Annotated in this window: 23 protein-coding genes and 1 tRNA gene; 14 read left to right on the top strand and 10 right to left on the bottom strand. The window is 62.2% G+C overall.

All coding sequences use genetic code 11. The features are described 5' to 3' along the window. Nucleotides 1-20: 20 nt before the first annotated feature. Complete coding sequence (locus AC1RL5_RS25560) at nt 21-329, top strand: YkgJ family cysteine cluster protein (RefSeq protein ID WP_011063401.1); 309 nt, start codon at nt 21-23, stop codon at nt 327-329. A gap of 8 nt (nt 330-337) precedes the next feature. On the opposite strand, the gene AC1RL5_RS25565 is transcribed toward AC1RL5_RS25560, so the two are convergent. From AC1RL5_RS25565 to hemA, 6 genes are all read right to left on the bottom strand, one after another. Next, entirely contained in the window at nt 338-856 is a 519-nt protein-coding gene (locus tag AC1RL5_RS25565) for an acyloxyacyl hydrolase (RefSeq protein WP_015636972.1), read from the bottom strand. 116 nt (nt 857-972) lie between these two features. Further along, the gene (gene murI / locus AC1RL5_RS25570) at nt 973-1,764 is read right to left on the bottom strand and encodes a glutamate racemase (RefSeq protein ID WP_072450993.1); all 792 of its coding nucleotides are present in this window, start codon (nt 1,762-1,764) and stop codon (nt 973-975) included. Then, nucleotides 1,757-2,512 (bottom strand): molybdopterin-synthase adenylyltransferase MoeB, encoded by a 756-nt coding sequence (locus AC1RL5_RS25575; protein ID WP_103407758.1) that lies wholly within the window; start codon nt 2,510-2,512, stop codon nt 1,757-1,759. The genes murI and AC1RL5_RS25575 overlap by 8 nt, the downstream gene beginning before the upstream one ends. Then, nucleotides 2,506-3,336 carry a peptide chain release factor N(5)-glutamine methyltransferase gene (gene prmC / locus AC1RL5_RS25580; protein ID WP_103407747.1) on the bottom strand — a complete coding sequence of 277 codons (831 nt, stop codon included), beginning with the start codon at nt 3,334-3,336 and terminating at the stop codon, nt 2,506-2,508. Before prmC ends, AC1RL5_RS25575 begins: the two co-directional genes overlap by 7 nt. Continuing rightward, nucleotides 3,337-4,419: a peptide chain release factor 1 gene (gene prfA, locus AC1RL5_RS25585; protein WP_072450944.1), complete on the bottom strand. Its 1,083-nt coding sequence runs from the start codon at nt 4,417-4,419 to the stop codon at nt 3,337-3,339. After that, on the bottom strand, nt 4,419-5,693 hold the full coding sequence (gene hemA / locus AC1RL5_RS25590) for a glutamyl-tRNA reductase (RefSeq protein WP_011063407.1): 1,275 nt from the start codon (nt 5,691-5,693) through the stop codon (nt 4,419-4,421). The genes prfA and hemA overlap by 1 nt, the downstream gene beginning before the upstream one ends. A gap of 347 nt (nt 5,694-6,040) precedes the next feature. Here hemA and AC1RL5_RS25595 point away from each other — a divergent pair, with 347 nt between their 5' ends. The 8 genes from AC1RL5_RS25595 (at nt 6,041) to ychF (ending at nt 12,955) form a co-directional block, all read left to right on the top strand. Then, nucleotides 6,041-7,765 (top strand): tetratricopeptide repeat protein, encoded by a 1,725-nt coding sequence (locus AC1RL5_RS25595; RefSeq protein ID WP_011063408.1) that lies wholly within the window; start codon nt 6,041-6,043, stop codon nt 7,763-7,765. A 4-nt stretch (nt 7,766-7,769) separates the two neighbouring features. Then, a complete protein-coding gene (lolB, locus tag AC1RL5_RS25600) occupies nt 7,770-8,387 on the top strand; it encodes a lipoprotein insertase outer membrane protein LolB (protein ID WP_019095037.1) in 618 nt (205 codons plus the stop codon). 1 nt (nt 8,388) lies between these two features. After that, entirely contained in the window at nt 8,389-9,240 is an 852-nt protein-coding gene (gene ispE / locus AC1RL5_RS25605; protein WP_019095036.1) for a 4-(cytidine 5'-diphospho)-2-C-methyl-D-erythritol kinase, read from the top strand. Nucleotides 9,241-9,276: 36 nt separating this feature from the next. Continuing rightward, nucleotides 9,277-9,351: transfer RNA gene (locus tag AC1RL5_RS25610), tRNA-Gln, on the top strand. Nucleotides 9,352-9,398: 47 nt separating this feature from the next. Beyond that, the gene (locus AC1RL5_RS25615; RefSeq protein WP_003171603.1) at nt 9,399-10,340 is read left to right on the top strand and encodes a ribose-phosphate pyrophosphokinase; all 942 of its coding nucleotides are present in this window, start codon (nt 9,399-9,401) and stop codon (nt 10,338-10,340) included. 138 nt (nt 10,341-10,478) lie between these two features. After that, a complete protein-coding gene (locus AC1RL5_RS25620) occupies nt 10,479-11,078 on the top strand; it encodes a 50S ribosomal protein L25/general stress protein Ctc (RefSeq protein WP_011063411.1) in 600 nt (199 codons plus the stop codon). Between the two features lie 168 nt (nt 11,079-11,246). Further along, nucleotides 11,247-11,831: an aminoacyl-tRNA hydrolase gene (gene pth, locus AC1RL5_RS25625; RefSeq protein ID WP_011063412.1), complete on the top strand. Its 585-nt coding sequence runs from the start codon at nt 11,247-11,249 to the stop codon at nt 11,829-11,831. Between the two features lie 23 nt (nt 11,832-11,854). Then, nucleotides 11,855-12,955 carry a redox-regulated ATPase YchF gene (gene ychF, locus AC1RL5_RS25630; protein WP_015636980.1) on the top strand — a complete coding sequence of 367 codons (1,101 nt, stop codon included), beginning with the start codon at nt 11,855-11,857 and terminating at the stop codon, nt 12,953-12,955. Between the two features lie 60 nt (nt 12,956-13,015). Here ychF and AC1RL5_RS25635 read toward each other — a convergent pair whose 3' ends face one another. Both AC1RL5_RS25635 and pobA read right to left on the bottom strand, forming a co-directional pair. Continuing rightward, complete coding sequence (locus AC1RL5_RS25635) at nt 13,016-15,070, bottom strand: TonB-dependent receptor domain-containing protein (RefSeq protein ID WP_492589890.1); 2,055 nt, start codon at nt 15,068-15,070, stop codon at nt 13,016-13,018. Nucleotides 15,071-15,259: 189 nt separating this feature from the next. Then, a complete protein-coding gene (gene pobA / locus AC1RL5_RS25640; RefSeq protein ID WP_072450946.1) occupies nt 15,260-16,447 on the bottom strand; it encodes a 4-hydroxybenzoate 3-monooxygenase in 1,188 nt (395 codons plus the stop codon). A 190-nt stretch (nt 16,448-16,637) separates the two neighbouring features. On the opposite strand from pobA, the gene AC1RL5_RS25645 reads away from it, so the two are divergent. Then, entirely contained in the window at nt 16,638-17,528 is an 891-nt protein-coding gene (locus tag AC1RL5_RS25645; RefSeq protein WP_015636982.1) for a helix-turn-helix domain-containing protein, read from the top strand. Between the two features lie 66 nt (nt 17,529-17,594). Here the strand turns inward: AC1RL5_RS25645 and AC1RL5_RS25650 are convergent, their stop codons facing one another. Beyond that, on the bottom strand, nt 17,595-18,812 hold the full coding sequence (locus AC1RL5_RS25650; protein ID WP_011063417.1) for an MFS transporter: 1,218 nt from the start codon (nt 18,810-18,812) through the stop codon (nt 17,595-17,597). 87 nt (nt 18,813-18,899) lie between these two features. Further along, nucleotides 18,900-19,808, bottom strand: a complete 909-nt coding sequence (locus tag AC1RL5_RS25655) for a LysR substrate-binding domain-containing protein (protein ID WP_093408147.1) — start codon at nt 19,806-19,808, stop codon at nt 18,900-18,902. A gap of 226 nt (nt 19,809-20,034) precedes the next feature. Between AC1RL5_RS25655 and AC1RL5_RS25660 the strand changes: the two genes are divergently transcribed. The 4 genes from AC1RL5_RS25660 to AC1RL5_RS25675 are packed head-to-tail and all read left to right on the top strand — an operon-like array spanning nt 20,035 to nt 23,957. Then, nucleotides 20,035-21,153, top strand: coding sequence for an ABC transporter ATP-binding protein (locus tag AC1RL5_RS25660; protein ID WP_041119858.1), 1,119 nt, complete (start codon nt 20,035-20,037; stop codon nt 21,151-21,153). Between the two features lie 15 nt (nt 21,154-21,168). Then, nucleotides 21,169-22,089 (top strand): ABC transporter permease, encoded by a 921-nt coding sequence (locus tag AC1RL5_RS25665; protein ID WP_041119859.1) that lies wholly within the window; start codon nt 21,169-21,171, stop codon nt 22,087-22,089. Then, nucleotides 22,086-22,895 (top strand): ABC transporter permease, encoded by an 810-nt coding sequence (locus tag AC1RL5_RS25670; RefSeq protein WP_492589892.1) that lies wholly within the window; start codon nt 22,086-22,088, stop codon nt 22,893-22,895. The genes AC1RL5_RS25665 and AC1RL5_RS25670 overlap by 4 nt, the downstream gene beginning before the upstream one ends. A 27-nt stretch (nt 22,896-22,922) precedes the next feature. After that, nucleotides 22,923-23,957, top strand: coding sequence for an ABC transporter substrate-binding protein (locus AC1RL5_RS25675; RefSeq protein ID WP_011063422.1), 1,035 nt, complete (start codon nt 22,923-22,925; stop codon nt 23,955-23,957). Nucleotides 23,958-23,974 lie beyond the last annotated feature (17 nt).

Genomic DNA, 23,974 nt, shown 5'->3' on the forward strand with positions numbered 1-23,974 from the left:
CTGCCTTACACTGCGCGCCTATGACCACCATCCCCGTTACCTCCATCGCCGCCGAACCCGCCGTCAGTTGCTCCACCTGCGCCGCCTGCTGCTGCCAGCTGGAGGTCATGCTGATCACCGACACCGGGGTGCCCGAGCGCTTTATCGATACCGACGATTGGGGAGGGGAAGTCATGCGCCGCCTGGATGACGGCTGGTGCGCGGCGCTGGACCGCGACAGCATGCGTTGCAGCATCTATGAGCTGCGACCGCTGATCTGTCGCGAGTTCGAGCTGGGCGAGGCCGATTGCTTGAGCGAACGCCGGGGAATTGCCACGGCGTATCGCTGATAGCGGCCTTAGAGCGGCATCGTGTAATGCAGCGCGTAGCTTTCGATACCGTCGTTGGGGGTCTTGATGCCGGCGTTGGAGTAGTGCGTGGCGCGGATACCGACTTCATGGCCACCGGCGAAGCGCAGGCCGAAACCGATGCGGTCTTCGAACTGGAAGGATGACCCCAGCTTGTTGTCCTCGACCTGGGTATGGGCAAAGGCCGCTACCCCGATGCCGGCCTCGATGTAGGGCTTGACGCTGGCCCCGGCGAATTCGTAGACCAGCACCGGGGAGAACGACAGGCTGTGGTTGCTGGAGGTCTTGTCGCCATCCCAATAGGTGTAGGCGCCGCTCCAGTAACCCGTGAGACGGCCGACGTCACTTTGCAGCCAGCTCTTGTCCCAATCCCATTGCATACCCAGCCGATAGGCCTGGGTCGAATCGCCGGTTTGCCCCACGGAGAACTCGACTCCGGCCGCCTGCGCGGAAAAACTGTGCCCCAACAACCCGGCCGCAAGTGCAGCCAAACACAACAGTCGCTTCATCAGGAACATCCTTTTCGAACGGTTTTATATGGTGTTGTACAACCCTGTGGATAGGCTATAGAAGCCAGCGCGCATTCAGAAGTTCAGCGCCAGCGAAGGGATTTTTCACGATTTTTTCACAACTGCAAAGGCAGGACTTCAGCAGATTCTTTCCACAACAGAGGCAGCACCCGGGCAAAGTGCGGGACATCGCCACTGGTCCAGAAACAGGTTTTCCGGGCTGGCCCCTGGGCACGCAGATCGCCTTCGTCGAGCAGCCGCTGCAATTGCCGGGCAACCGCGGCGCCGGTATCGATCAGGCTGATAGGCCCGGGCAGCATCTGCGCCAGCAGCGGCTTGAGAAACGGATAATGGGTGCAGCCCAGGATAATGGTGTCGCAGCCGGCAGCCAGCAGAGGCTCGAGGTAGCCGTGCAACAGTTGGCGCAGAGCGGCACTGTGCAAGTCGCCATTCTCGATCATCTCCACCAGCCCCGGGCAGGGCTGCGTGACGACCTTCACATCAGTGGCGAAACGGTCGAGCAAGGCGGCGAACTTGGCACTCTGCAAGGTGCCGGTGGTGGCCAGCACACCGACCACGCCGCTGCGGGTCGCGGCCGCCGCCGGCTTGACCGCAGGCTCCATGCCAACGATGGGCCAGTCCGGATAATCGCGGCGCAGGTCGGCCACTCCGGCCACGGTAGCAGTGTTGCAGGCCAGCACCAGGGCCTTGGCGCCCTGTTCACGAAAGAACCGGGCCATCAGGCTGCAACGCTGGCGAATGAACTCCGGGGTCTTTTCGCCATAGGGAATATGCCCGCAGTCGCCGAAGTACAGCAGCGACTCGTGGGGCAGCAACTGTTGTATTTCCGCCAGCACCGAGAGGCCGCCGACGCCGGAGTCGAACACCCCGATCGGCGCTTCACTCACGATGGGTACCACAGACGCTGCACCCCGGATCGCGCTTGACCCGCAACTCGCGAAAGCGCGTGCCCAGGGCATCGATCAACAACAACCGGCCCACCAGCGGCTCGCCAAACCCGGCCAGCAGTTTCAGGGCTTCCAGGGCCTGCAGGCTGCCCACGGTGCCCACCAGCGGGCCGAGCACCCCGGCTTCGCTGCAGGTCAGTTCGGCTTCGCTGCCATGCCCGTATAGACAGTGGTAGCAAGGGCTTTCCGGGCGCCGCGGGTCGAAGACCGACAATTGCCCTTCCAGGCGGATCGCCGCACCGCTGACCAGGGGCTTGCCGGCCACCACGCAAGCGGCGTTCACCGCCTCGCGGGTACTGAAGTTGTCGGAGCAATCGAGCACCAGGTCCACCGCCACCACGGCAGCGGCCAGGGTATCGACATCCAGCGCCTGGCAATGGGGCACCAGGCGGACCTCCGGGTTGAGGGCAGACAGGCGACTGATGGCCGAGTCCACCTTGCTGACCCCGACGCTGTGGCTGTCGTGGATGATCTGGCGTTGCAGGTTGGTCAGGTCCACGCTGTCGAAGTCGGCCAGGTGCAGCTCACCAACCCCCGCCGCCGCCAGGTACAAGGCTGCGGGAGCACCGAGACCGCCGAGGCCGACGATCAGCACGCGGCTTTCCTTGAGGCGCAGCTGGCCGTCGATATCGACATGCTGCAACAGAATCTGTCGGCTATAGCGCAACAGCTCCTGGTCGGTCAGCACGGCCGGCACCCCAGGCTGATGCGCTCATGCCCACCGAGGTCGACCCGGCTGTGGACTTCGATGAACCCCTGGGCAGCCAGCAACTCGCGGACCGCCGCGGCCTGATCGTAACCGTGCTCCAGCATCAGCCAGCCACCGGCCTCCAGGTGCTGCGAAGCCTGGGCGACGATCAGGCGCAGGTCGTCCAGGCCATCCTTGCCCGCCACCAGGGCGCTTTCCGGCTCGAAACGCACGTCGCCGGCCACCAGATGGGGGTCGGCTTCGGCAATGTAGGGCGGGTTGCTGATGATCAGATCAAAGCGCCGGGACTCAATGGAGCTGAACCAGTGGCTGCTGAGCACGCTGACGTTGTCCAGTTGCAGGCGCTGGCGGTTGCGTTCGGCCAGGGCCACGGCTTCCAGTACCCGGTCCACCGCCGTGACCTGCCAGGCCGGGCGCTCGCTGGCCAGGGCCAGGGCGATGGCACCACTGCCGGTGCCCAGGTCAAGGACCGTGGCTGGGGTCGCGGGCAACAGTTCCAGCGCCGCTTCCACCAGTAGTTCGGTGTCGGGGCGCGGGATCAGGGTGTGGGGCGCCACCTCCAGGTCGAGCTTCCAGAAGCCCTGCTGGCCAAGGATATAGGCCACCGGCTCGCCGGAGCGGCGTCGCTGCAGGTAGTCGGTGAACACCAGGGCCGCCTCGCTGGGCACGATGCGCTCCGGCCAGGTGTGGAGAAAGCTGCGGGGCTTTCCCAGGGCCGCGGCCAGGAGCAGCTCGGCATCCAGGCGCGGGGTCGGCGAGTCGGGCAGTTGGGCTGCGCGCAGCAGGCTGGCGATGATGGTCATTTACTCACCCAATGCCGCAAGTTGATCGGCCTGATATTCAGCCAGCAACGGCTCGATGACGGCTTCCACGCCCCCGGCGAGGATTTCGTCCAGGGAATACAGGGTCAGGTTGATGCGGTGATCGGTGACCCGGCCCTGGGGGAAGTTGTAAGTGCGGATGCGCTCGGAACGGTCCCCCGAGCCCACCAGCAACTTGCGCTCGCTGGCAATGGCATTGGCCGCGGCACTGGTCTGCTGGTCGTTGAGCTTGGCCGACAGCCAGGACATGGCCCGCGCCCGATTCTTGTGCTGGGAACGCTCTTCCTGGCACTCCACCACGATCCCCGAAGGGATGTGGGTGATGCGGATCGCCGAGTCGGTCTTGTTCACGTGCTGGCCACCGGCACCCGAGGAGCGATAGGTGTCGATGCGCAGGTCCGCCGGGTTGATCTCGATGGCTTCCTGTTCATCCGGCTCGGGCAGTACTGCCACGGTGCAGGCCGAAGTGTGGATGCGGCCCTGGGACTCGGTGGCCGGCACTCGCTGCACGCGATGCGCGCCGGATTCGAACTTCAGCTTGCCGTAGACGCTCTCGCCTTCGACCCGGGCAATGACTTCCTTATAGCCGCCGTGCTCACCCTCGTTTTCCGAGAGGATCTCCAGCCGCCAGCCGCGCCGCTCGGCGTAACGGGAATACATGCGGAACAGGTCGCCGGAGAAGATCGCCGCCTCGTCGCCGCCGGTGCCGGCACGGATTTCCAGGAACACATTGCGCCCGTCGTTGGGGTCCTTGGGCAGCAGCATGCGCTGCAGGCTGCTTTCCAGGTCGGCCAGTTGTTCCTTGGCCTCGCGCACTTCCTCGGCGGCCATTTCCCGCAGGTCCGGGTCGTTGTCCTTGAGCAGCGCCTGGGCGCCTTCAAGGTCCGCCTGGACCTTGAGCACCTGTTTATAAGTAGCCACGATCGGCTCGACTTCCGCGTATTCCTTGGAATAGGCGCGGAACTTGGCCTGATCGGAAATGACCTCAGCATCGCCGAGCAAGGCGGTCAGTTCCTCGAAACGATCCTGGAGAATGTCCAGCTTACTGAGCAGTGACGCTTTCATTACGGGGTTTTATCCGATGAGCCCTCACCGAGGGCAAAGAGTTCTTGGGCCATGGCCAGCGCATCGAGGCGGCCTTCGGCGGAGAGCTTTTTCAACTGCACGCTCGGCGCGTGCAACAGTTTATTGGTCAGGCCGCGGGCCAACTGGGCCAGCACGTCCTCGGCGCCGCTGCCGTTGGCCAGCATGCGCAGGGCTTTCTGCAGTTCTTCATCGCGCAGGCGTTCGCTCTGCTGACGATAGGCCTTGAGCACATCCACCGCCGCCAGTTCCCGCAGGCGCACCATGAAATCCTCGGCGCCGATGTTCACCAGTTCCTCGGCGGCCTGGGCCGCGCCCTGGCGGCTCTTGAGGTTTTCCGCCACCACTTCGTGCAAGTCGTCGACGGTATAGAGGTAAACGTCGTCCAACTCGCCGACTTCTGGCTCGATATCCCGGGGAACGGCGATGTCCACCATGAAAATCGGCTTGTGCTTGCGCAGCTTCAAGGCACTTTCCACTGCGCCCTTGCCGAGGATCGGCAACTGGCTGGCGGTGGAACTGATGACGATATCGCTGTGCACCAGTTCCTGGGGAATATCCGAGAGCAGCACGGCGTGGGCACCGAATTGCTCCGCCAGGAGGCTGGCGCGCTCCAGGGTACGGTTGGCCACCACGATACGCTTGACTCCCAGGTCGTGCAGGTGCCGGGCCACCAGGGTGATGGTCTCCCCGGCGCCGATCAGCAGTGCCTGGCTGCGTTGCAGGTCGCTGAAAATCTGTTTTGCCAGGCTCACCGCGGCGAAAGCCACGGACACCGGGTTCTCACCGATGGCGGTGTCGGTGCGCACCTGCTTGGCGGCGCTGAATGTGGCCTGGAACAGCCGGCCCAGCAGCGGCCCGACGGTGCCGGCCTCGCGGGCCACGGCGTAGGCGGACTTCATCTGCCCGAGAATCTGTGGCTCGCCCAGCACCAGCGAATCCAGCCCCGACGCCACCCGCATCATGTGACGAACTGCCGCATCGTCCTCATGCACGTAGGCACTGGCGCGCAGCTCGTCTAGGCTCAAATGGTGATATTCCGCCAGCCAGCGCAGCACCACATCCGCAGAAAGATGATCCTGTTCTATATAGAGCTCACTGCGATTGCAGGTGGAGAGGATCGCAGCTTCGCGGCTGTCGGTGAGTCGGCAGAGCTGCTGCAAGGCCTCAACCAACTGCTCAGGGGTAAAGGCCACGCGCTCGCGGACGTCTACAGAAGCAGTCTTGTGGTTAATACCGAGTGCAAGGAAGGCCATTCAAGGTCGCTGATGATGTCGAGAAGCCGGCAATTGTCCTACTTCGCCCGACTCAGAACAACTACCGCCGACTATTGTCCTAGTTTTGTGCCAAAACTCGCCGAGCGAAGATCAGGCAAGGCGAAAACAGGCGAGGAAGCGGAGTTTAGGGGCCTAAATGAGCATTTCGAGCCTGTTTCTGCGTAGCGCCAAGGCCGCCCAGCGCGCAGCATGGTCGAAGCGCAGGCAGTTTTCGCGCAGAAACTAATAGACTGCCTCTGTTCTGGCATCCCGTTGAGTCTCGGTTATGTTTGGCCGAAGGCTTGTGTCATGATGATCCGACCGCAGGTTAGTCGCCCTCTTCCTATATGAATAGATCTTCCGCGTTGCTCCTCGCCTTTGTCTTCCTCAGCGGTTGCCAATCTCTGGCACCCGTTTCATCGGACGCTACGTCGCCGGTGGAAGACAGCACCTCCGCCCCTGAAAAGCCCAAGGTCTATTCCTCGTTCAGCGAAGACACCGTCTTCAGCCTGCTGAGCGCTGAACTCGCGGGCCAGCGCAATCGTTTCGACATTGCCCTGGACAACTACGTGACCCAGGCCATCAACACCCAGGATCCGGGCATCTCCGAGCGGGCCTTTCGCATCGCCGAGTACCTGGGCGCCGACCAGGCTGCCCTGGACACGTCGCTGATCTGGGCGAAAAACGCCCCCGACGACCTGGAAGCGCAGCGAGCCGCCGCGATCCAGCTGGCCCGGGCCGGGCGCTATGACGACTCGATGGTCTATATGGAGAAGGTCCTGCAAGGCAAGGGCGATACCCACTTCGACTTTCTTGCCCTGTCCGCAGCCGATACCGACCAGGACACGCGCAACGGCCTGATGAAAAGCTTCGACCGCCTGCTGCAGAAACACCCGCACAACAGCCAGTTGATTTTCGGCAAGGCCTTGCTCATGCAACAGGACGGCGACGCCAAGGAAGCCCTGGCCCTGCTGGAACAGAACCCACCGGAAGACGGCGAAGTTGCGCCATTGCTGCTGCGCGCCCGCCTGCTGCAAAGCCTGAACCGCGGTAAAGAAGCCCTGCCGCTGCTGGAAAAAAGCATCCGCAAGTACCCGGACGACAAGCGCCTGCGCCTGACCTACGCCCGCATGCTGGTGGAACAGGACCGCATGGAGGATGCCAAGACCCAGTTCTCCAGTCTGGTCCAGCAATATCCGGAAGATGACGAACTGCGCTATTCCCTGGCACTCGTCTGCCTGGAGGCCAAGGCCTGGGAAGAAGCCAAGGGCTACCTGGAAGACCTGATTGCCCGTGAAAGCCACGAAGATTCCGCGCACCTGAACCTGGGCCGGATCGCCGAAGAGCTCAACGACCCGCAAGGGGCCTTGATCGAATACGGCCAGGTCGGCCCGGGCAATGACTACCTGCCCGCACAGTTGCGCCAGGCCGATATCCTGATGAACAACGGCCGCACCGACGAGGCGCAAAAACGCCTGGTGGCGGCCCGCGACGCCCAACCCGACTACGCCATCCAGCTGTACCTGATCGAAGTCGAGACCCTGTCGGCGAACAACCAGGGCGAGCGCGCCTGGAAAGTCATCCAGCAGGCCCTGCAGCAATACCCCGACGACATGAACCTGCTGTACACCCGCGCCATGCAGGCGGAAAAACGCAATGACCTGGCGCAGATGGAAAAGGATCTGCGCCTGATCATCCAGCGCGAACCGGACAATGCCATGGCATTGAACGCCCTGGGCTACACCTTGTCTGACCGCACTACACGCTATGCCGAAGCCAAGACCCTGATCGAGCAAGCCCACCAGCTGACTCCGGAAGACCCGGCCGTCCTCGACAGCCTGGGCTGGGTGAATTTCCGCCTGGGGAACCTGGACGAAGCCGAACGTCTGCTGCGCCAGGCCCTGGAACGCTTCCCCGATCAGGAAGTGGCGGCGCACCTGGGTGAAGTGCTGTGGAACAACGGCAAGCAGCGCGAGGCCAAGCAGATCTGGAGCAAGTTCCTCAAGGATCAGCCCGACAGCCCCGTGCTACGCGGCACCATCAAACGCCTGACCGGATCAGAGACTCTTTAAGACCATGTTTTTGCGCCACTTTATTGTTTTCAGCTTTATCGCCCTGCTGGCCGGCTGCGCCGGCTTCGGTGCCCGCGAGTCCGTCCAGGGCCAGGGCAACCCTGCGCAATGGCGCTTGCACAAGGATCAACTGACCGGCCTCGACGGCTGGCAGATCAACGGCAAGATCGGCATTCGTGCCCCCAAGGATTCCGGCAGCGGCACGCTGTTCTGGCTGCAACGCCAGGACTACTACGACATCCGCCTGTCAGGCCCGCTGGGCCGTGGCGCCGCACGACTCACCGGTCGTCCCGGCCAGGTCAGCCTGGAAGTGGCCAACCAGGGTCGCTATGAATCCGCAAGCCCGGAAACCCTGCTGGAAGAACAGCTGGGCTGGAAGCTGCCGGTCTCGCACCTGGCCTGGTGGGTTCGCGGCCTGCCCGCGCCCGACAGCAAAAGCCGCCTGACCCTGGACGGCGACAGCCATCTGGCGAGCCTGGAGCAAGATGGCTGGCAGGTGGAATACAGCAGCTACTCGCAGCAGAACGGCTATTGGCTGCCCGAGCGGATCAAACTGCACGGCAGCGACCTTGACGTCACCCTGGTGATCAAGGAATGGCTGCCGCGCAAGCTGGGGCAATGAAATGTCCGTGGAAAAACTGACCCTGCCCTCCCCGGCCAAACTCAATCTGATGCTGCACATCCTCGGTCGCCGTGAAGATGGCTATCACGAGCTGCAGACCCTGTTCCAGTTTCTCGACTACGGCGATGAAATCACTTTCGCCCTGCGCGATGACGGCGTGATTCGCCTGCACACCGCGTTCGAAGGCGTGCCCCACGACAGCAACCTGATCGTCAAGGCGGCGAAGAAACTCCAGGAACAATCGGGTTGCACCCAGGGCATCGACATCTGGATCGACAAGGTCCTGCCCATGGGCGGCGGCATCGGCGGCGGCAGTTCGAATGCCGCCACCACCCTGCTGGGCCTCAATCACTTGTGGCAACTGGGCTGGGACGAAGACCGACTGGCCGCACTGGGGCTGACCCTGGGCGCCGATGTTCCGGTTTTCGTCCGCGGGCATGCTGCCTTCGCCGAAGGTGTGGGGGAAAAACTGACCCCTGAATATCCCGAAGAACCCTGGTATCTGGTACTGGTCCCGCAAGTGTCTGTTAGTACAGCAGAAATTTTTTCAGATCCTTTGTTGACACGGAACACCGCGCCCATTAAAGTGCGCCCCGTTCCCAAGGGAAACAGCAGAAACGACTGCCTTCCGGTAGTCGCAAGGCGTTATCCAGAAGTACGTAACGCATTGAATTTGCTAGGTAAATTTACCGAAGCAAAACTGACTGGAACTGGAAGTTGTGTGTTTGGGGGCTTCCCAAGCAAAGCTGAAGCTGATAAAGTCTCGGCCCTTCTTACAGAGACCCTTACAGGGTTTGTAGCCAAAGGAAGCAACGTTTCGATGTTGCATCGCAAGCTGCAAAGTCTGCTCTAAAGGAACCGAGTGCAAGGCATTCGAAGCAACAGATACAGGGGCGTCGCCAAGCGGTAAGGCAGCAGGTTTTGATCCTGCCATGCGTTGGTTCGAATCCAGCCGCCCCTGCCATTTTCCTATACTCATCCAGGTATACCCTCAGCCTTCAGGTACTGCGCGTGTCCAAGATGATGGTCTTTACGGGGAACGCTAACCCCGATCTGGCTCGGCGTGTCGTACGTCAGCTGCATATCCCTCTCGGTGACATCTCTGTTGGAAAGTTTTCCGACGGCGAAATTACTGCCGAGATCAATGAAAATGTCCGCGGTAAAGACGTCTTCATTATTCAGCCGACTTGCGCTCCGACCAACGATAACCTGATGGAACTCGTGGTGATGGCCGACGCCTTCCGCCGTTCCTCAGCTACTCGTATCACTGCTGTTATTCCTTATTTTGGTTATGCCCGTCAGGATCGCCGTCCGCGTTCCGCACGTGTGGCTATCAGCGCGAAAGTCGTCGCTGACATGCTCACCGTAGTCGGCATCGACCGTGTTCTCACGGTTGATCTGCATGCTGACCAGATTCAGGGCTTCTTCGATATTCCGGTAGATAACATCTACGGCTCCCCGGTTCTGGTGGATGACATCGAAGATCAGCGTTTCGAGAACCTGATGATCGTGTCCCCGGACATTGGCGGCGTCGTGCGTGCACGTGCCGTGGCCAAGTCCCTGGGCGTTGATCTCGGGATCATCGACAAGCGTCGTGAGAAAGCCAATCACTCCGAAGTGATGCATATCATCGGCGACGTCGAAGGGCGCACCTGCATTCTGGTCGATGACATGGTCGATACCGCCGGCACCCTGTGCCACGCGGCCAAGGCCCTGAAAGAGCATGGCGCAGCCAAGGTCTTTGCCTACTGCACACACCCTGTGCTGTCGGGTCGGGCCATCGAGAACATTGAAAATTCCGTGCTGGACGAGCTGGTGGTGACCAACACCATCCCGCTGTCCGCTGCAGCACAAGCCTGTGCGCGTATCCGTCAACTGGATATCGCACCGGTAGTTGCCGAGGCGGTTCGCCGTATCAGCAACGAAGAATCGATCAGCGCGATGTTCCGCTAGGGCCCGTCCCTGGCAGAACATCCCGATGACGAAAAGCGCCCCGTCCCAACCTGTGTTGGGACGGGGCTTTTTTGCCCATATCGCCTTTAGCGCTGGTCGCAAACGCTGGGGCGAGTGTGGTTATTTTGGAGATACAACATGAACGATTTTACTCTGAATGCTGAAGTGCGTTCCGACCTGGGGAAAGGTGCGAGCCGCCGCCTGCGTCGTCTCGCAAGCCTGGTTCCAGCTGTAGTTTACGGTGGCGACAAAGCCCCTGAATCCATCAGCATGCTGGCCAAAGAAGTTGCCAAGCTGCTGGAAAACGAAGCTGCCTACAGCCACATCATCGAACTGAACGTTGGTGGCACCAAGCAGAACGTCGTGATCAAGGCCCTGCAACGTCACCCGGCCAAAGGCCACGTGATGCACGCTGACTTCGTTCGCGTGGTTGCTGGTCAGAAACTGACCGCCATCGTTCCAGTGCACTTCATCAACGAAGCTGCTCCGGTCAAGAAAGGCGGCGAGATCTCGCACGTCATCGCGGAAATCGAAGTTTCCTGCCTGCCCAAAGACCTGCCTGAGTTCATCGAAGTCGACCTGGCTGACGCTGAAATCGGCACCATTGTTCACCTGTCCGACATCAAGGCCCCTAAGGGCGTTGAATTCGTGGCCCTGGCACACGGCAACGACCTGGCAGTAGCCAACGTCCACGCTCCACGTGTTGCTCCAGAAGCTGCAGAAGGCGCTGCAGAGTAATTCACTCTGACGCGGGAGTTAAGCGGAGTACATCGCGGACTGGAACGTAGCGAGAAAGCGGGCGAGAACGCGAAGTTTGCCGCAAGGCAACCCAGCTCTTGTCGTCCACTTTCGCCGTAGCACCGGTTGCGGCGATGTCATCCACCACTCCAAAGAAGGGCCCCTATCGTGACTGCCATCAAACTGATCGTTGGCCTGGGTAATCCAGGCACCGAATACGAACAGACCCGGCATAACGCAGGGGCCCTTTTTGTTGAGCGCATCGCCGAAAAACAAGGGATCAACCTTGTCGCCGATCGCAAATATTTCGGCCTGACCGGGCGCTTCAGTCACCAGGGTCAGGACATTCGTCTGTTGATTCCCACCACCTACATGAACCGCAGCGGCCAGGCCGTGGCGGCGCTTGCCGGCTTCTTCCGCATCAAGCCGGAAGAGATCCTGGTGGCCCACGACGAACTCGACTTGCCGCCAGGCGTCGCCAAGCTCAAGACCGGCGGCGGCCATGGCGGGCACAACGGACTGCGGGACATCATCGCGCAGCTCGGTAATCAGAATACCTTTCACCGCCTGCGGCTCGGCATCGGCCATCCGGGCGTTGCCAGTATGGTTTCAAACTTTGTCCTGGGTCGTGCGCCACGCGCCGAACAGGAAAAACTCGATGCCAGCATCGATTTTGCCCTCGGCGTGCTGCCGGATATCTTCGCCGGTGAATGGAACCGCGCGATGAAAAACCTGCACAGCCAGAAGGCCTGACTCTACTCCTCGGGGAATACACCATGGGATTCAATTGCGGCATCGTCGGCCTGCCTAACGTCGGCAAGTCCACCCTGTTCAACGCCCTGACCAAATCCGGGATCGCGGCCGAGAACTTCCCCTTCTGCACCATCGAGCCCAACAGCGGTATCGTGCCGATGCCCGACCCGCGCCTGGACGCCCTGGCCGCCATCGTCGTGCCCGAGCGCGTGCTGCCCACCACCATGGAGTTCGTCGACATCGCCGGCCTGGTGGCCGGTGCTTCGAAAGGTGAAGGCCTGGGCAACAAGTTCCTGGCCAACATCCGCGAAACCGACGCCATCGCCCATGTGGTCCGCTGCTTCGAAGACGACAACGTGATCCACGTGTCCAACAGCGTCGATCCCAAGCGCGACATCGAAATCATCGACCTGGAACTGATCTTTGCCGACCTCGACAGCTGCGAGAAGCAACTGCAGAAAGTCGCCCGCAACGCCAAGGGCGGTGACAAGGATGCCGTGGCCCAGAAAGCCCTGCTGGAACAGCTGATCGCCCACTTCACCGAAGGCAAGCCAGCCCGCAGCCTGATGAAGGACATGAGCGCCGACGAGAAGCTGATCATCCGCGGCTTCCACCTGCTGACCACCAAGCCGGTGATGTACATCGCCAACGTTGCCGAAGACGGCTTCGAGAACAACCCGCTGCTGGACGTGGTCAAGGCCATCGCCGAAGAAGAAGGCGCCATGGTGGTGCCGGTGTGCAACAAGATCGAAGCGGAAATCGCCGAACTTGAAGACGGCGAAGAAAAGGACATGTTCCTCGAGGCCCTGGGCCTGGAAGAGCCCGGCCTGAACCGGGTGATCCGCGCCGGCTACGAAATGCTCAACCTGCAGACCTACTTCACCGCAGGTGTGAAGGAAGTCCGCGCCTGGACCGTGCGTGTCGGTGCTACCGCGCCCCAAGCGGCCGCGGTGATCCACACCGACTTCGAAAAAGGCTTCATCCGCGCCGAAGTCATCGCCTACAACGACTTCATCCAGTTCAAGGGTGAAGCCGGAGCCAAGGAAGCCGGTAAATGGCGCCTGGAAGGCAAGGAATACATCGTCAAGGACGGCGACGTGATGCACTTCCGCTTCAACGTGTAATGCCCCTTCAGCCCCATTGCCGCGCAATGGGGCTGATTCCCCCCGCTACATCCAGCGGCCTCAGAAGTAAGTGGTCGCCCCCGCGAAGAACGCCCGCCCGGGCACGTAGAAGTTGGTCGATCCATCCCGCAGGTCTTTATCCAGCAGGTTCTGCACGCCGCCATTCAGGGTCAGCCACTTGGTCAGCGCCAGGTTTGCCGTCAGGTCGTAGGTGGTGTAGGACTGCACGAAATCATTGCCCAGGCCCCGCTGCTTGCCGACGTGCTGAGCCGAAAGCTCGGTGCTCAGACGGTCGGTGACCTGCCAGTCCAGCGCACTGAATGCCGACAGTTTGGGTGAACTGATCAGGTCTTCACCGGTGGACAGGTTCTTGCTTTCCAGCATGTAGGTGGCGTTGGTGCGCCAGTTCACGGAGTCGCCCAGCGGAACCCGGGCGGTGCCTTCCCAGCCACGGGTACGGGCCTTGTCGACGTTTTCCAGCATGGTCCACCAGCGGCCCTGGTACTGGCCCAACGGGCCGTATTCGATCTTGTCGGTGAAATCGGTGTGGAAGTAGGTCAGGCCCGCTTCCCAGCCATCGTGGTCGAACGAAAGGCCGATTTCCTTGTTGGTGCTGGTTTCCGGTGTCAGGTTCGGATTGCCCGCCATCCAGCAACTACCAGTGACATAGCCCAACGGCCGTAACGAACCACAGCCCCGACCTGCGGATTCGGTAGCCGCCCCCGCACTGCCCTCCTTCAGGCTTGGCGCACGAAAACCCTTGGAAACACCGCCACGCACGGTCCAGTCCGGGTGCGGGTGATAGACCACATACGCCCGCGGGCTGTTGTGGTTACCGTACTTGTCGCTGTGGTCGAAGCGGTTGCCCAGGGTCAGGGACAGGTTGTCCAGCAGGAACAGTTCATCCTCGATAAAGGCCGCCGAGTAATCGCCCTTCAAGGTCGAGCCACTGACCGGCGCGCCCTGATAATCCACGGGTACCGTGCCCAGGGTATCGGTGTTGGTCAGCTCTTCACGCTTCCATTGCCCGCCCACCGTCAGGCGCTGGTCCAACAGCAATTGGAAGGGAATATTCAGGCTGCCCTCGACGATCTTCTCTTCCGAGTTGGCTTTGCCCAGGTCAAGGTCGTTGCGGTACTTGTTCAGGTAGGCATCGAGCTTCGAGGTGCCAAAGCTCCAGTCGCCGGTATGGGACAGAATGTAGCTGTCGCGGGTCAGGCGGCTGGGGCCGAAGGCGCCACCAACGGTCTCGCTCCAGTCACCAAAGGTCTTCTTTGATGCCCAGGAATGCTCAACGCCATGCACCGCCTCGAAGGACAGGCTCTGCTCCTGGTTGATCTGCCAGTCCAGCAGTGCATTCACGCTCTGATCCTTGGAGCCGCCCGCGCCATCGTCGTACATGAAATCGCCCTGGGCATCGCGCCGCGCCTCTACCTCATCCGCAGCCCGACGCGTGACGTTGGCCCCCAGGCGCAGCCCCAGGGATTCTGTCAGCGGACCTGCCGCATTCACGCTGTACTGAGTGGTCTGGCCGCGGTCGGAATCCTTGGGCACGGTGATATTGGTGCTGGCCGAGCCGGTCCAGGTCCGCGAGACCTTGCGGGTGATGATATTGATCACCCCGCCCATGGCGTCCGAACCATACAGCGACGACATAGGCCCGCGGACGATCTCGATGCGCTCGATCATGTTCGGCGAGATCCAGTTCAGGTCCTGGCGCGCCAGGTCGCGGCGATAACTCAGGTCCGCGGAACTGCCGATCCGCTTGCCATCCACCAGGATCAGCGTGTACTTGTCGTCCAGCCCCCGCAGCTTGATCTTCGACTGCTCGCCCACCGGGCCGAAACCACCGGTCACCCCCGGCACCCGGCGCAGCAGGGTATTGAGGTCATAGACCGGCTGGCGCTCGATTTCCTCGCGGGTGATGACGCTGACACTGGCCGGGGCATCCTTGAGATCCGTGGCGCCGCCAGTAGCCGTGACAAAGGCGGTATCCAGTTCCAACGATGCAGGCTTGGCCTCTTCAACCGCATCGCCGGCCTGCGCCAGCGGGGCCAGCAGGCCGACACCGGCGCTGAGCAGAAGCGAATTGAACAGGCAGGAGCTGACTTTCATTACAAACGATCCTTGTCGATTCAATGCACCCGGATGGTGCATCAAGGGAGAGAGGGATCGGAGTGTAATGCTAATGAATATCATTTATAAATAGGAATGTTTCCGCACTGTTACATTACGGCTTGCCGCCCGTTGCAGGCAGCGCCCTGAAACGGCCCACTGCATGCGGGTCGCTTCAGGGTCGTGGGCTCAGCAGATTTCTTCGTAAGGCAGGCCCACATAGTTCTCGGCAATGTTCACCAGGCCAGCGTGGGAGTTGAGGAAATATTCACGATCGGCCTGCTGCATCTTGTGGTCCCAGGCATCCTGCCGGTCGCCGAAATCGTGCAGCAGATTGGTCATGAACCAGCTGAAGCGTTCGCCCTTCCACACCCGGCGCAAGGCCAGTTCGGAATACTTTTCCAGCAGCTCGGTACGCCCTTCGCGGTAGACCTTGACCAGGATCCGGTACAGGTAGCACACATCGGAGGCCGCCAGGTTCAGGCCCTTGGCACCGGTAGGCGGAACGATATGGGCCGCGTCCCCCACCAGGAACAGCTTGCCGTACTGCATGGGCTCCACCACATAGCTGCGCAGCGGCGCGATGCTTTTCTCCAGCGCTGGCCCGGTCACCAGGTCAGCCGCCACCTCTTCTGGCAGACGGGCCTTGAGCTCGTTCCAGAAGCGCTCGTCGGACCAGTCCTCGACCTTGTCGCTCAGCGGCACTTGCAGGTAGTAGCGGCTGCGGGTCAGGGAGCGCTGGCTGCACAGCACGAAACCACGTTCATGCTGCCCATAGATCAGTTCGTGATTGACCGGTGGGGTATCGGACAGCAGCCCCAGCCAGCCGAAGGGGTATTCGCGCTCGTAGTGGCTCAGCACGTCTTCGGGGATGCTCTTGCGTGCCACGCCATGAAAACCGTCGCAGCCGGCGATGTAATCGCAGTCGATGCGCTGTAGCTGGCCGTCTTTTTCATAGGTGATATAGGGCTGCGCGCCCTTCATGTCATGGGGCTGCACCTTGTCCGCCGAATAGATGATCGGCGCTGCGCAGGCAGCGCGGGCCTCCATCAGGTCGCGGGTGACTTCGGTCTGGCCATAGACCATCACCGTCTTGCCGCCGGTCAGGGCCTTGAGGTCGATGCGCACGCGCTTGCCGCCCATCAGCAGCTCCACCCCTTCATGGACCAGGCCTTCAGCGTCCATGCGGCGGGCCACACCGGCCTCGCGCAGCATGTCCACGGTGCCCTGCTCCAGCACACCGGCACGGATGCGGCCCAGCACGTAGTCCGGGGTCTGGCGCTCGACAATCACGGTGTCGATGCCGGCCTTGTGCAGCAGTTGGCCCAGCAGAAGGCCGGAAGGTCCGGCGCCGATAATCGCAACCTGAGTTTTCATTGTTGTCGTCTCATAAGGGCATTCCAGTCACCGTGCAGGCGAAATCCGGAATTTATGGTTATTGTTGTACCCCTGCATTTTTGCCGACAAAAATCGCAAAAAATGGTGATTAACCACCGTAAAAATGCACTTTTGAAAACAGCGTTCGATTATCGAGCATTCCAACCCCTCACCCCCAGGGCCGCGCCCGATGAAAGCCAGTCGCTCCAGCATCCCCGTATTCAAGCTCTACGGCGAAAACCAGGCCTGGCCGACTCCGGACCTGTTGCACTGCGAATCCATCCCCAAGCGCAGCAGCCTGCACCACTGGGAGATCAAGCCGCACCGCCACGCCGACCTGTATCAACTGCTCTATGTGCAAAGCGGACAGGCCCTGGTGGAAGTCGAAGGGCGCCGCGAGGACGTGCGCGAAGCAACCATCCAGGTGGTGCCGCCGCTGATGGTCCACGGCTTTCAGTTTTCCGAGAACATCGAGGGCTACGTGCTGACCCTGGGTGCGCCGCTAGTGGCCCAGCTGGAAAGCCAGCTGGGGGCGCCCCTGGCGGTCCTGGCCGCGGCCGGGCGCTACCCGGTGGGCCGTGACCGGCAGCGCCTCAACAGCCTGTTCAAGACCTTGCTGGAGGAGTACGAAGGCAGCGCCTCGGCGCGGGACCTGCTGCTGCATTCGCTGGTCAACGTACTGCTGGTGTGGATCAGCCGCCGACGCCAGCAGAACGTGACGCCCAGCAACCGCAGCGAGCGCAACCAGCAACTGCTGGGGCACTTCATCAAGCTGGTGGAGCAGCATTACCAGGAGCACCCGACGGTGGAAGCCCTGGCCCATCGCATCGGCCTGTCCAGCGTGCACCTCAATACCCTGTGCCGGGAACTGGCCGGGCAGACCGCGTTGCAGATCATCCACCAGCGCCTGATGCTGGAGGCCAAGCGCAACCTGATCTACACCAACATCAGCATCAGCCAGCTCTCGGACAACCTGGGCTTCAGCGACCCCACCTACTTTTCCCGCTTCTTCAAGCGCCTCGGCGGCCAGACACCCAACGCCTTTCGCCAAGGCACCGGGCACACCCGCCAGGGCGGCTGAAGCCCAGGCAAAAAAAAGCCCGGGGCCAGAACCCCGGGCGTTCTATCGCCAGCACGCCTCAAGCCATCAGGCTTTGCGGGTACGCGGCAGGAAGATCGCCAGCACCCCGAACAGCGGCAGGAACGAGCACAGGTAGTACACATACTCGATGCCATGAATGTCCGCCAGGTGCCCCAGCAGCGCCGCACCGATCCCGCCAAAACCGAACATCAGGCCGAAGAACACCCCGGCGATCATGCCAACGTTGCCCGGCACCAGTTCCTGGGCGTACACCACGATGGCGGAGAATGCCGAGGCCAGGATAAAACCGATCACCACGCTCAGGACGCTGGTCCAGAACAGGTCGACATGGGGCAGCAACAGAGTGAACGGCGCCACCCCGAGGATCGAGAACCAGATCACTGCCTTGCGCCCGATCTTGTCGCCGATCGGGCCGCCGAAGAAGGTTCCCGCCGCCACGGCTCCCAGGAACAGGAACAGATGCAGTTGCGAGCTGGCCACCGACAGGTCGAATTTCTCGATCAGGTAGAAGGTGAAGTAGCTGGTGAAGCTGGCCATGTAGAAATACTTGGAAAACACCAGCAGCCCGAGGACCACCAGGGCGCTGATCACCCGGTTCCTGGACAGGCCGTGAGTCGCCGCCTGGCCCTGCTTGAGCTTGTACAGGCGCAGGTGGTTGGCATACCAGCGGCTGATGGCGTACAGCACCACCAGGGCAAACAGCGCGAACAGGCCGAACCAGGCCACATTGCCCTGGCCGTAGGGAATGATGATGGCCGCAGCCAGCAAGGGGCCGAAGGCGGTGCCGGCATTGCCGCCGACCTGAAAGCTCGACTGGGCCAGGCCATAGCGCCCGCCCGAGGCCAGCCGCGCGACCCGCGAAGCCTCCGGATGGAAGGTCGAGGAGCCAATGCCGATCAATGCTGCTGCCAGCAGGATCAAGGGAAAGCTGCCGACCTGGGACATCATCAGGATGCCGATCAGGGTGCAGATCATTCCCGCCGGCAGCAGGAAAGGTTGAGGCCGGCGGTCGGTGTAGTAGCCGACCCAGGGCTGCAACAGCGACGCGGTCAGCTGGAAGGTCAGGGTAATCAGGCCGACCTGGGTGAAGGTCAGGCCGTAGCTGTCCTTGAGCATCGGGTAGATCGCCGGCAGCACTGCCTGGATCAAGTCGTTGATCAGGTGCGCCAGGGCCACCGCACCAATGATGCGCAGGACCAGGGGACTGCTTTGCGAAGCCGGGGAAGCCGTCGCGGCGACGCTCGGGGAGTTGCTGCTAGCCATAGGATTTTCCGTACAACGGGTGGGTGCACAGGGGCAGGTGCGTCAATGTGCCATTTTTCGGTGCAGTCGCGCCATCCCATTAGCTTGCTAACGAACCCCGATTCGCGCCTCGGGGAAATCCGCTTCCAGCTCGGCCTTGAGCCACTGGATAAACCATTCCACGTCCTCCGACCACTCGCTGGCCGGGGTCAGCACCCGGTAGCTTTCCAGCTGCACCTGGTCTTCCAGCACCCGCACCAGGGTGCCGGCCTTGAGCTCCTCGCGCACCAGCACTTCGTTGGCCAGGGCAATACCACCGCCGCTTTCCGCCACCGACAGCGCATGGTCGTTGTTCACGTAGATCAGGTCGGACGTGAGCTGGATATCCAGGCCATTGGCGGCGAACCACATGTTCCACCACTCGCCGTCATCGAAGTGGATCAACTCATGGCGGGCCAGGTCCGCCGGCTCGCGAATCACCTCGATACTGGCCAGGTAGGCCGGGGTGCAGATGGGAAACACCCGGGGGCAGATCAGGCTGACCCGGGACTCGGCGTATTGCCCGTCCAGGCCGTAGGCGATCCCCAGGTCGCTGCTCTTGGCATCCACTTCGCTAAAGGTCGAGTTCGGCTCGATGGCGAACTTCAGGCCCGGGCGCACGTGGCGCAGCGCCTCCAGGCGCGGGGTCAGCCAGCGCTTGGCAAACCCCGGCACGACCATGATCCGCAGCCAGCGCTCGGCAGCCCTGGGCTGTACCTCGCGCCCGGCCTCGATGATCAGTTGCAGGGCGGCGGCGATCTTGCGGTGGTACTTCTCCCCCGCCGGGGTCAGGTTCACCCCGCGGGACGTGCGCTCGAACAGCTGCACCCCGAGCCAGTCCTCCAGCAGCTTCACGTGGCGGCCGATGGCCGGCTGGGTCACATGCAAGGCCCTGGAGGCTTCGACATAGCTGCCAAGACGGGCGGCGGCATCAAAAGCACGCACTGCATTCAACGGTGGCAAACGCTGCTCGACCATGATTTCGCCCGCCTCTTGCTATTAAATTTTTTAACAGCCGGTATGTTAAAATTGATGTTTCGCCCCCGCAACCCCTCACTGATAATCAGCCCCAGCAGAACCCGGTAAAACCCGCGCAAAGCCTGCAAAGACAAGCTTTCCACGCACCCGACACATTTCGATCCTGCCCAAGAAAAACAAGATCCATGGCCTGCACGACAGCTCATGGGGGAATCGGAGGTAAGGCATGAATGCCCTGCATGCGCTGCAAACGCTGGCGGTGTCCATCCGTTCAGTGCGCAAGGTCTACGGCGATCCACACAGCGGCCCGGTGGCCCTGAAGAACATCGACCTGGATATCCGCGACAACGAATTCTTCACCCTTCTCGGCCCCTCGGGCTGTGGCAAGACCACCCTCTTGCGGATGATCGCCGGGTTCGAGTTCCCGACCCAGGGCGAGATCCTTCTCTATGGCGAGAACATCGCCGACCGGCCGCCCTTCGAGCGCCCGGTGAACACGGTGTTCCAGCATTACGCACTGTTCCCCCACATGACCCTGGCCGAGAACCTGGCCTTCGGCCTGGAATCGCGCCCTATGGGCCAGGTATTGAGCAAGGCGCAGATCGCCGAGCGGGTGCGCGAGATGCTGGCCCTGGTGCAGATGGAGCGCTTTGCGGCGCGCAAGCCCAACCAGCTGTCCGGCGGCCAGCAGCAACGCATCGCCCTGGCCCGGGCCCTGGCCCCCCACCCCAAGGTACTGCTGCTGGACGAGCCGCTGTCGGCCCTGGACCTCAAGCTGCGCCAGGCCATGCGCGAAGAACTCAAGGCCATCCAGGCCAAGACCGGTATCACCTTCATCTTCGTCACCCACGACCAGGAAGAAGCCCTGACCCTGTCCGACCGCATCGCCGTGCTCTCCGAAGGCGAAGTGCAACAGGTGGGTCGCCCGGAAGAAATCTACGAGCAGCCGCGCAATCGCTTCGTCGCCGACTTCATCGGTGAAACCAACTTCATCCCGGCCACGGTCAGCCGTGTCGAAGCGGGCCTGGCCTGGTTCAGCGGGCCCGCCGGGCAGGCGCTGCCGGCGCAACCCTGCACCACCGCCAAGGTCGGCCAGCAGGTCACCCTGTCGGTGCGCCCCGAGCGCTTGCACCTGCGTGGTGATGCCTCGCAAGGCGCCCTGGCGTGCCGCATCGAAGCACTGATCTACCTGGGCACCGACCTGCAATACCAGGTCAGCCTCGGCGACGGCACACGCCTCACCGTGCGCACGCCCAACAGCCTCGAACACCACCCGCGCCTGAGCGTAGGCAGCAGCGCCGGGCTGCTGTTCGAACGCGGCAGCGCCAGCGTCCTGCTGGATTGACCACGAGGATTCGCCATGCACGCTTCTTCGATTTCCCAGCACCTGGAACGGCGCAAGGCCCTGCGCAGCTTTCTCGGGGTCAGCCCGGCCCTGGTGGCCATCGGCCTGTTCCTGATCGTGCCGATCCTTATCGTCATCGGCTATTCGTTGATGGAAGCCAACCCCTACGGCGGGGTGAACAAGGTCTTCAGCAGCGACGCCTACACCTCCCTGCTGTTCGAACGGCAACTGGACGACAGCCTGGCCTTCGCCGACTCCTACCTGCTGATCGCCCTGCGCTCGATCGGCATCGCCGGGCTGACCACGGTGATCACCCTGCTGATCGGTTTTCCGGTAGCGGTGTGGCTGGCCATGCAGCCAGTGCAGCGCCGCGGCCTGCTGATCTTCCTGATCACCGTGCCGTTCTGGGCCAACCTGTTGATCCGCACCTACGCCTGGATCCTGCTGCTGCGCAACACCGGGGTGATCAACAACAGCCTGATGGGCCTGGGGGTCATCCACGAGCCGTTGCAGTTGCTCTATACCGACGGTGCGGTGCTGCTGGGGCTGGTCTACACCTACGCGCCCTTCGTGGTGCTGCCGATCTACGCCACCCTGGAAAAGATGGACACCCGCCTGCTGGAAGCGGCCCAGGACCTCTACGCCGGACGCATTCGGACCCTGCGCAAGGTGGTGCTGCCCATTGCCAAGCCGGGAATTTTCGCCGGGGCGATCCTGACTTTCGTGCCCTGCCTGGGGGCGATGATCGCCCCGGAACTGCTGGGGGGCGGCACCCGGATGATGCTTGGCAACCTGATCTTCCGGCAGTTCAGCGATGCCCGTAACTGGCCCTTCGGCGCAGCCCTGTCGCTGGTGCTGATGGCCGCGGTGATGCTGGTACTGACCGTCTACGCCCTGCGCGCCCAGCGCCAGAAAACCCTTCAGGAGGGTGCATGATGATCCGCCTGTTCAAGCGCAACGGCCTCGGTGTCCAGGACTTTCCCGGCTTCGGCGGTTTCAGCTTCCTGTTCTACCTGTACCTCTACGCGCCGATCCTGGTGCTGGTGGTGTTCTCCTTCAACGCCAACCAGTCGGCCACGGTGTGGAGCGGCTTCAGCCTCGACTGGTACCGCGCGGCGTTCGCCAACCAGGCCCTGCGCCAGGCGGCAGGCAACAGCCTGCTGATCGCCGTGTGCGCCTGCATGGCGGCCACCGCCATCGCCACCCTGGCGGCCCTGGGCACCTCACGCGGGGCGAAGTTCAAGGGCCTGCAACTGTCCATGGGCGCCATCATGCTGCCCCTGGTGCTGCCGGAAATCGTCGTCGGCGTGGCCACCCTGGCGCTGTTCTCCACCCTGGGGCTGTCCCTGGGCTACGGCAACCTGATCATCGCCCACACGGTGTTCTGCATCCCCTTCGCCTATTTGCCGATCCGCGCCCGCCTCAACGACATGGACCTGTCCCTGGAGCATGCGGCGGCAGACCTGTACGCCGGCCCCTGGCGCACCTTCCGCAAGGTGACCCTGCCGCTGCTGATGCCGGGGATCGTCTCCGGGCTGATGCTGGCCTTCATCGTCTCCCTGGATAACTTCGTGATCTCGATGATGGTGTCCCAGGCCGGCACCACCACCCTGCCGATCTTCATCTTCGGCCTGTTGCGCATGGGCGTGACACCCGACGTCAATGCCGTGTCGACGCTGATCCTCGGCGTCTCGGTGCTGTTCGTCAGCCTCTCTTATCTGCTGAGCAAGAAACACGCTTGAACCTTCCACTGACCTTGGGGAAATGACATGAGCAAGTTGATCGCAAGCCTGGGTACCTCGTTGTTGCTGAGCCTGCCACTGGCGGTGCAGGCCGCCGAGAAACTCAACGTCGTGAGCTGGAGCGGCTACTTTTCGCCGGAAATCCTCGCCAAGTTCCAGAAGCAGACCGGTATCGAGGTCACGGTGGACTCCTACGACTCCAACGAAACCCTGCTGGCCAAGCTGAAACAGGGCGGCACCGGTTATGACGTGGCGATCCCGTCCCACCAGTTCATCCCGATCCTGATCAAGGAACAGTTGCTGGAGCGCTTCGACCCGGCCAAGCAGCCCTATTACGCCAGCGTGGTCGACAACCTGAAGAACCCGACCTGGGACCCGGAAGGCGCCTACTCGGTGCCCTTCATCTGGGGCACCACCAGCGTGGTGCTCAACGGCGAACGCTACAAAGGCCCGAGCGACAGCTACAAGGTGCTCTACGAGCCGCCAGCGGAGCTGCAGGGGCGGATCAACATGTTCGACTCGGTGAGCGAAGTGATCGACATGGCCAGCCTGTACCTGAACATTCCACTGTGCAGCGAAGACCCCAAGCAGATGCAGCAGATCCTTGGCCTGCTCAAGGCGCAGAAGCCCTTCGTCAAGACCTACAGCTCCAAGGCCGGGGCGATCCGCGAGAACCTGGCGGCCGGGGAAATCGACATGTCGATGTTCTGGGGCGGCTCGTCGATGCGCGCCCGGGAGATGAAGCCCGGCCTGAAATATCTCTACCCGAAAGAAGGCGTGCTGGCCTGGGTGGACAACATGGTCATCCCCAAGGGCAGCAAGAACCCGGCGAACGCCAAGGCCTTCATCGCCTTCCTCAGCCAGCCTGAGAACGCTGCCATGACCCAGAACTTCCTCAAGCACCAGAGCCCGATCAAGGGCGTCGAACCCTTCCTCGACGCCGGGTTGAAGGATGCTCCCGAGCTGCACATTCCCGAGGGTACCAAGGTGGTCTTCAGCCAGACCTGTGGCGAAGGCGCAATCCGCCTTGCCGACCGCCTGTGGACCAACCTGATGCGCTGAGCAGCGTTGACTTGCCG

Source organism: Pseudomonas sp. GW822-FHT06D10 (assembly GCF_058799535.1).

Bases quoted from the DNA above. Each gene is read 5' to 3' on its own strand.
- prmC (WP_103407747.1), bottom strand. From the start codon at position 3,336: ATGACCATCATCGCCAGCCTGCTGCGCGCAGCCCAACTGCCCGACTCG.
- AC1RL5_RS25670 (WP_492589892.1), top strand. From the start codon at position 22,086: ATGATGATCCGCCTGTTCAAGCGCAACGGCCTCGGTGTCCAGGACTTT.
- AC1RL5_RS25620 (WP_011063411.1), top strand. From the start codon at position 10,479: ATGAACGATTTTACTCTGAATGCTGAAGTGCGTTCCGACCTGGGGAAA.
- AC1RL5_RS25645 (WP_015636982.1), top strand. From the start codon at position 16,638: ATGAAAGCCAGTCGCTCCAGCATCCCCGTATTCAAGCTCTACGGCGAA.
- prfA (WP_072450944.1), bottom strand. From the start codon at position 4,419: ATGAAAGCGTCACTGCTCAGTAAGCTGGACATTCTCCAGGATCGTTTC.
- AC1RL5_RS25660 (WP_041119858.1), top strand. From the start codon at position 20,035: ATGAATGCCCTGCATGCGCTGCAAACGCTGGCGGTGTCCATCCGTTCA.
- AC1RL5_RS25635 (WP_492589890.1), bottom strand. From the start codon at position 15,070: ATGAAAGTCAGCTCCTGCCTGTTCAATTCGCTTCTGCTCAGCGCCGGT.
- pobA (WP_072450946.1), bottom strand. From the start codon at position 16,447: ATGAAAACTCAGGTTGCGATTATCGGCGCCGGACCTTCCGGCCTTCTG.
- AC1RL5_RS25595 (WP_011063408.1), top strand. From the start codon at position 6,041: ATGAATAGATCTTCCGCGTTGCTCCTCGCCTTTGTCTTCCTCAGCGGT.
- ispE (WP_019095036.1), top strand. From the start codon at position 8,389: ATGTCCGTGGAAAAACTGACCCTGCCCTCCCCGGCCAAACTCAATCTG.
- AC1RL5_RS25665 (WP_041119859.1), top strand. From the start codon at position 21,169: ATGCACGCTTCTTCGATTTCCCAGCACCTGGAACGGCGCAAGGCCCTG.
- lolB (WP_019095037.1), top strand. From the start codon at position 7,770: ATGTTTTTGCGCCACTTTATTGTTTTCAGCTTTATCGCCCTGCTGGCC.
- AC1RL5_RS25650 (WP_011063417.1), bottom strand. From the start codon at position 18,812: ATGGCTAGCAGCAACTCCCCGAGCGTCGCCGCGACGGCTTCCCCGGCT.
- AC1RL5_RS25560 (WP_011063401.1), top strand. From the start codon at position 21: ATGACCACCATCCCCGTTACCTCCATCGCCGCCGAACCCGCCGTCAGT.
- hemA (WP_011063407.1), bottom strand. From the start codon at position 5,693: ATGGCCTTCCTTGCACTCGGTATTAACCACAAGACTGCTTCTGTAGAC.
- AC1RL5_RS25565 (WP_015636972.1), bottom strand. From the start codon at position 856: ATGAAGCGACTGTTGTGTTTGGCTGCACTTGCGGCCGGGTTGTTGGGG.
- ychF (WP_015636980.1), top strand. From the start codon at position 11,855: ATGGGATTCAATTGCGGCATCGTCGGCCTGCCTAACGTCGGCAAGTCC.
- AC1RL5_RS25675 (WP_011063422.1), top strand. From the start codon at position 22,923: ATGAGCAAGTTGATCGCAAGCCTGGGTACCTCGTTGTTGCTGAGCCTG.
- AC1RL5_RS25655 (WP_093408147.1), bottom strand. From the start codon at position 19,808: ATGGTCGAGCAGCGTTTGCCACCGTTGAATGCAGTGCGTGCTTTTGAT.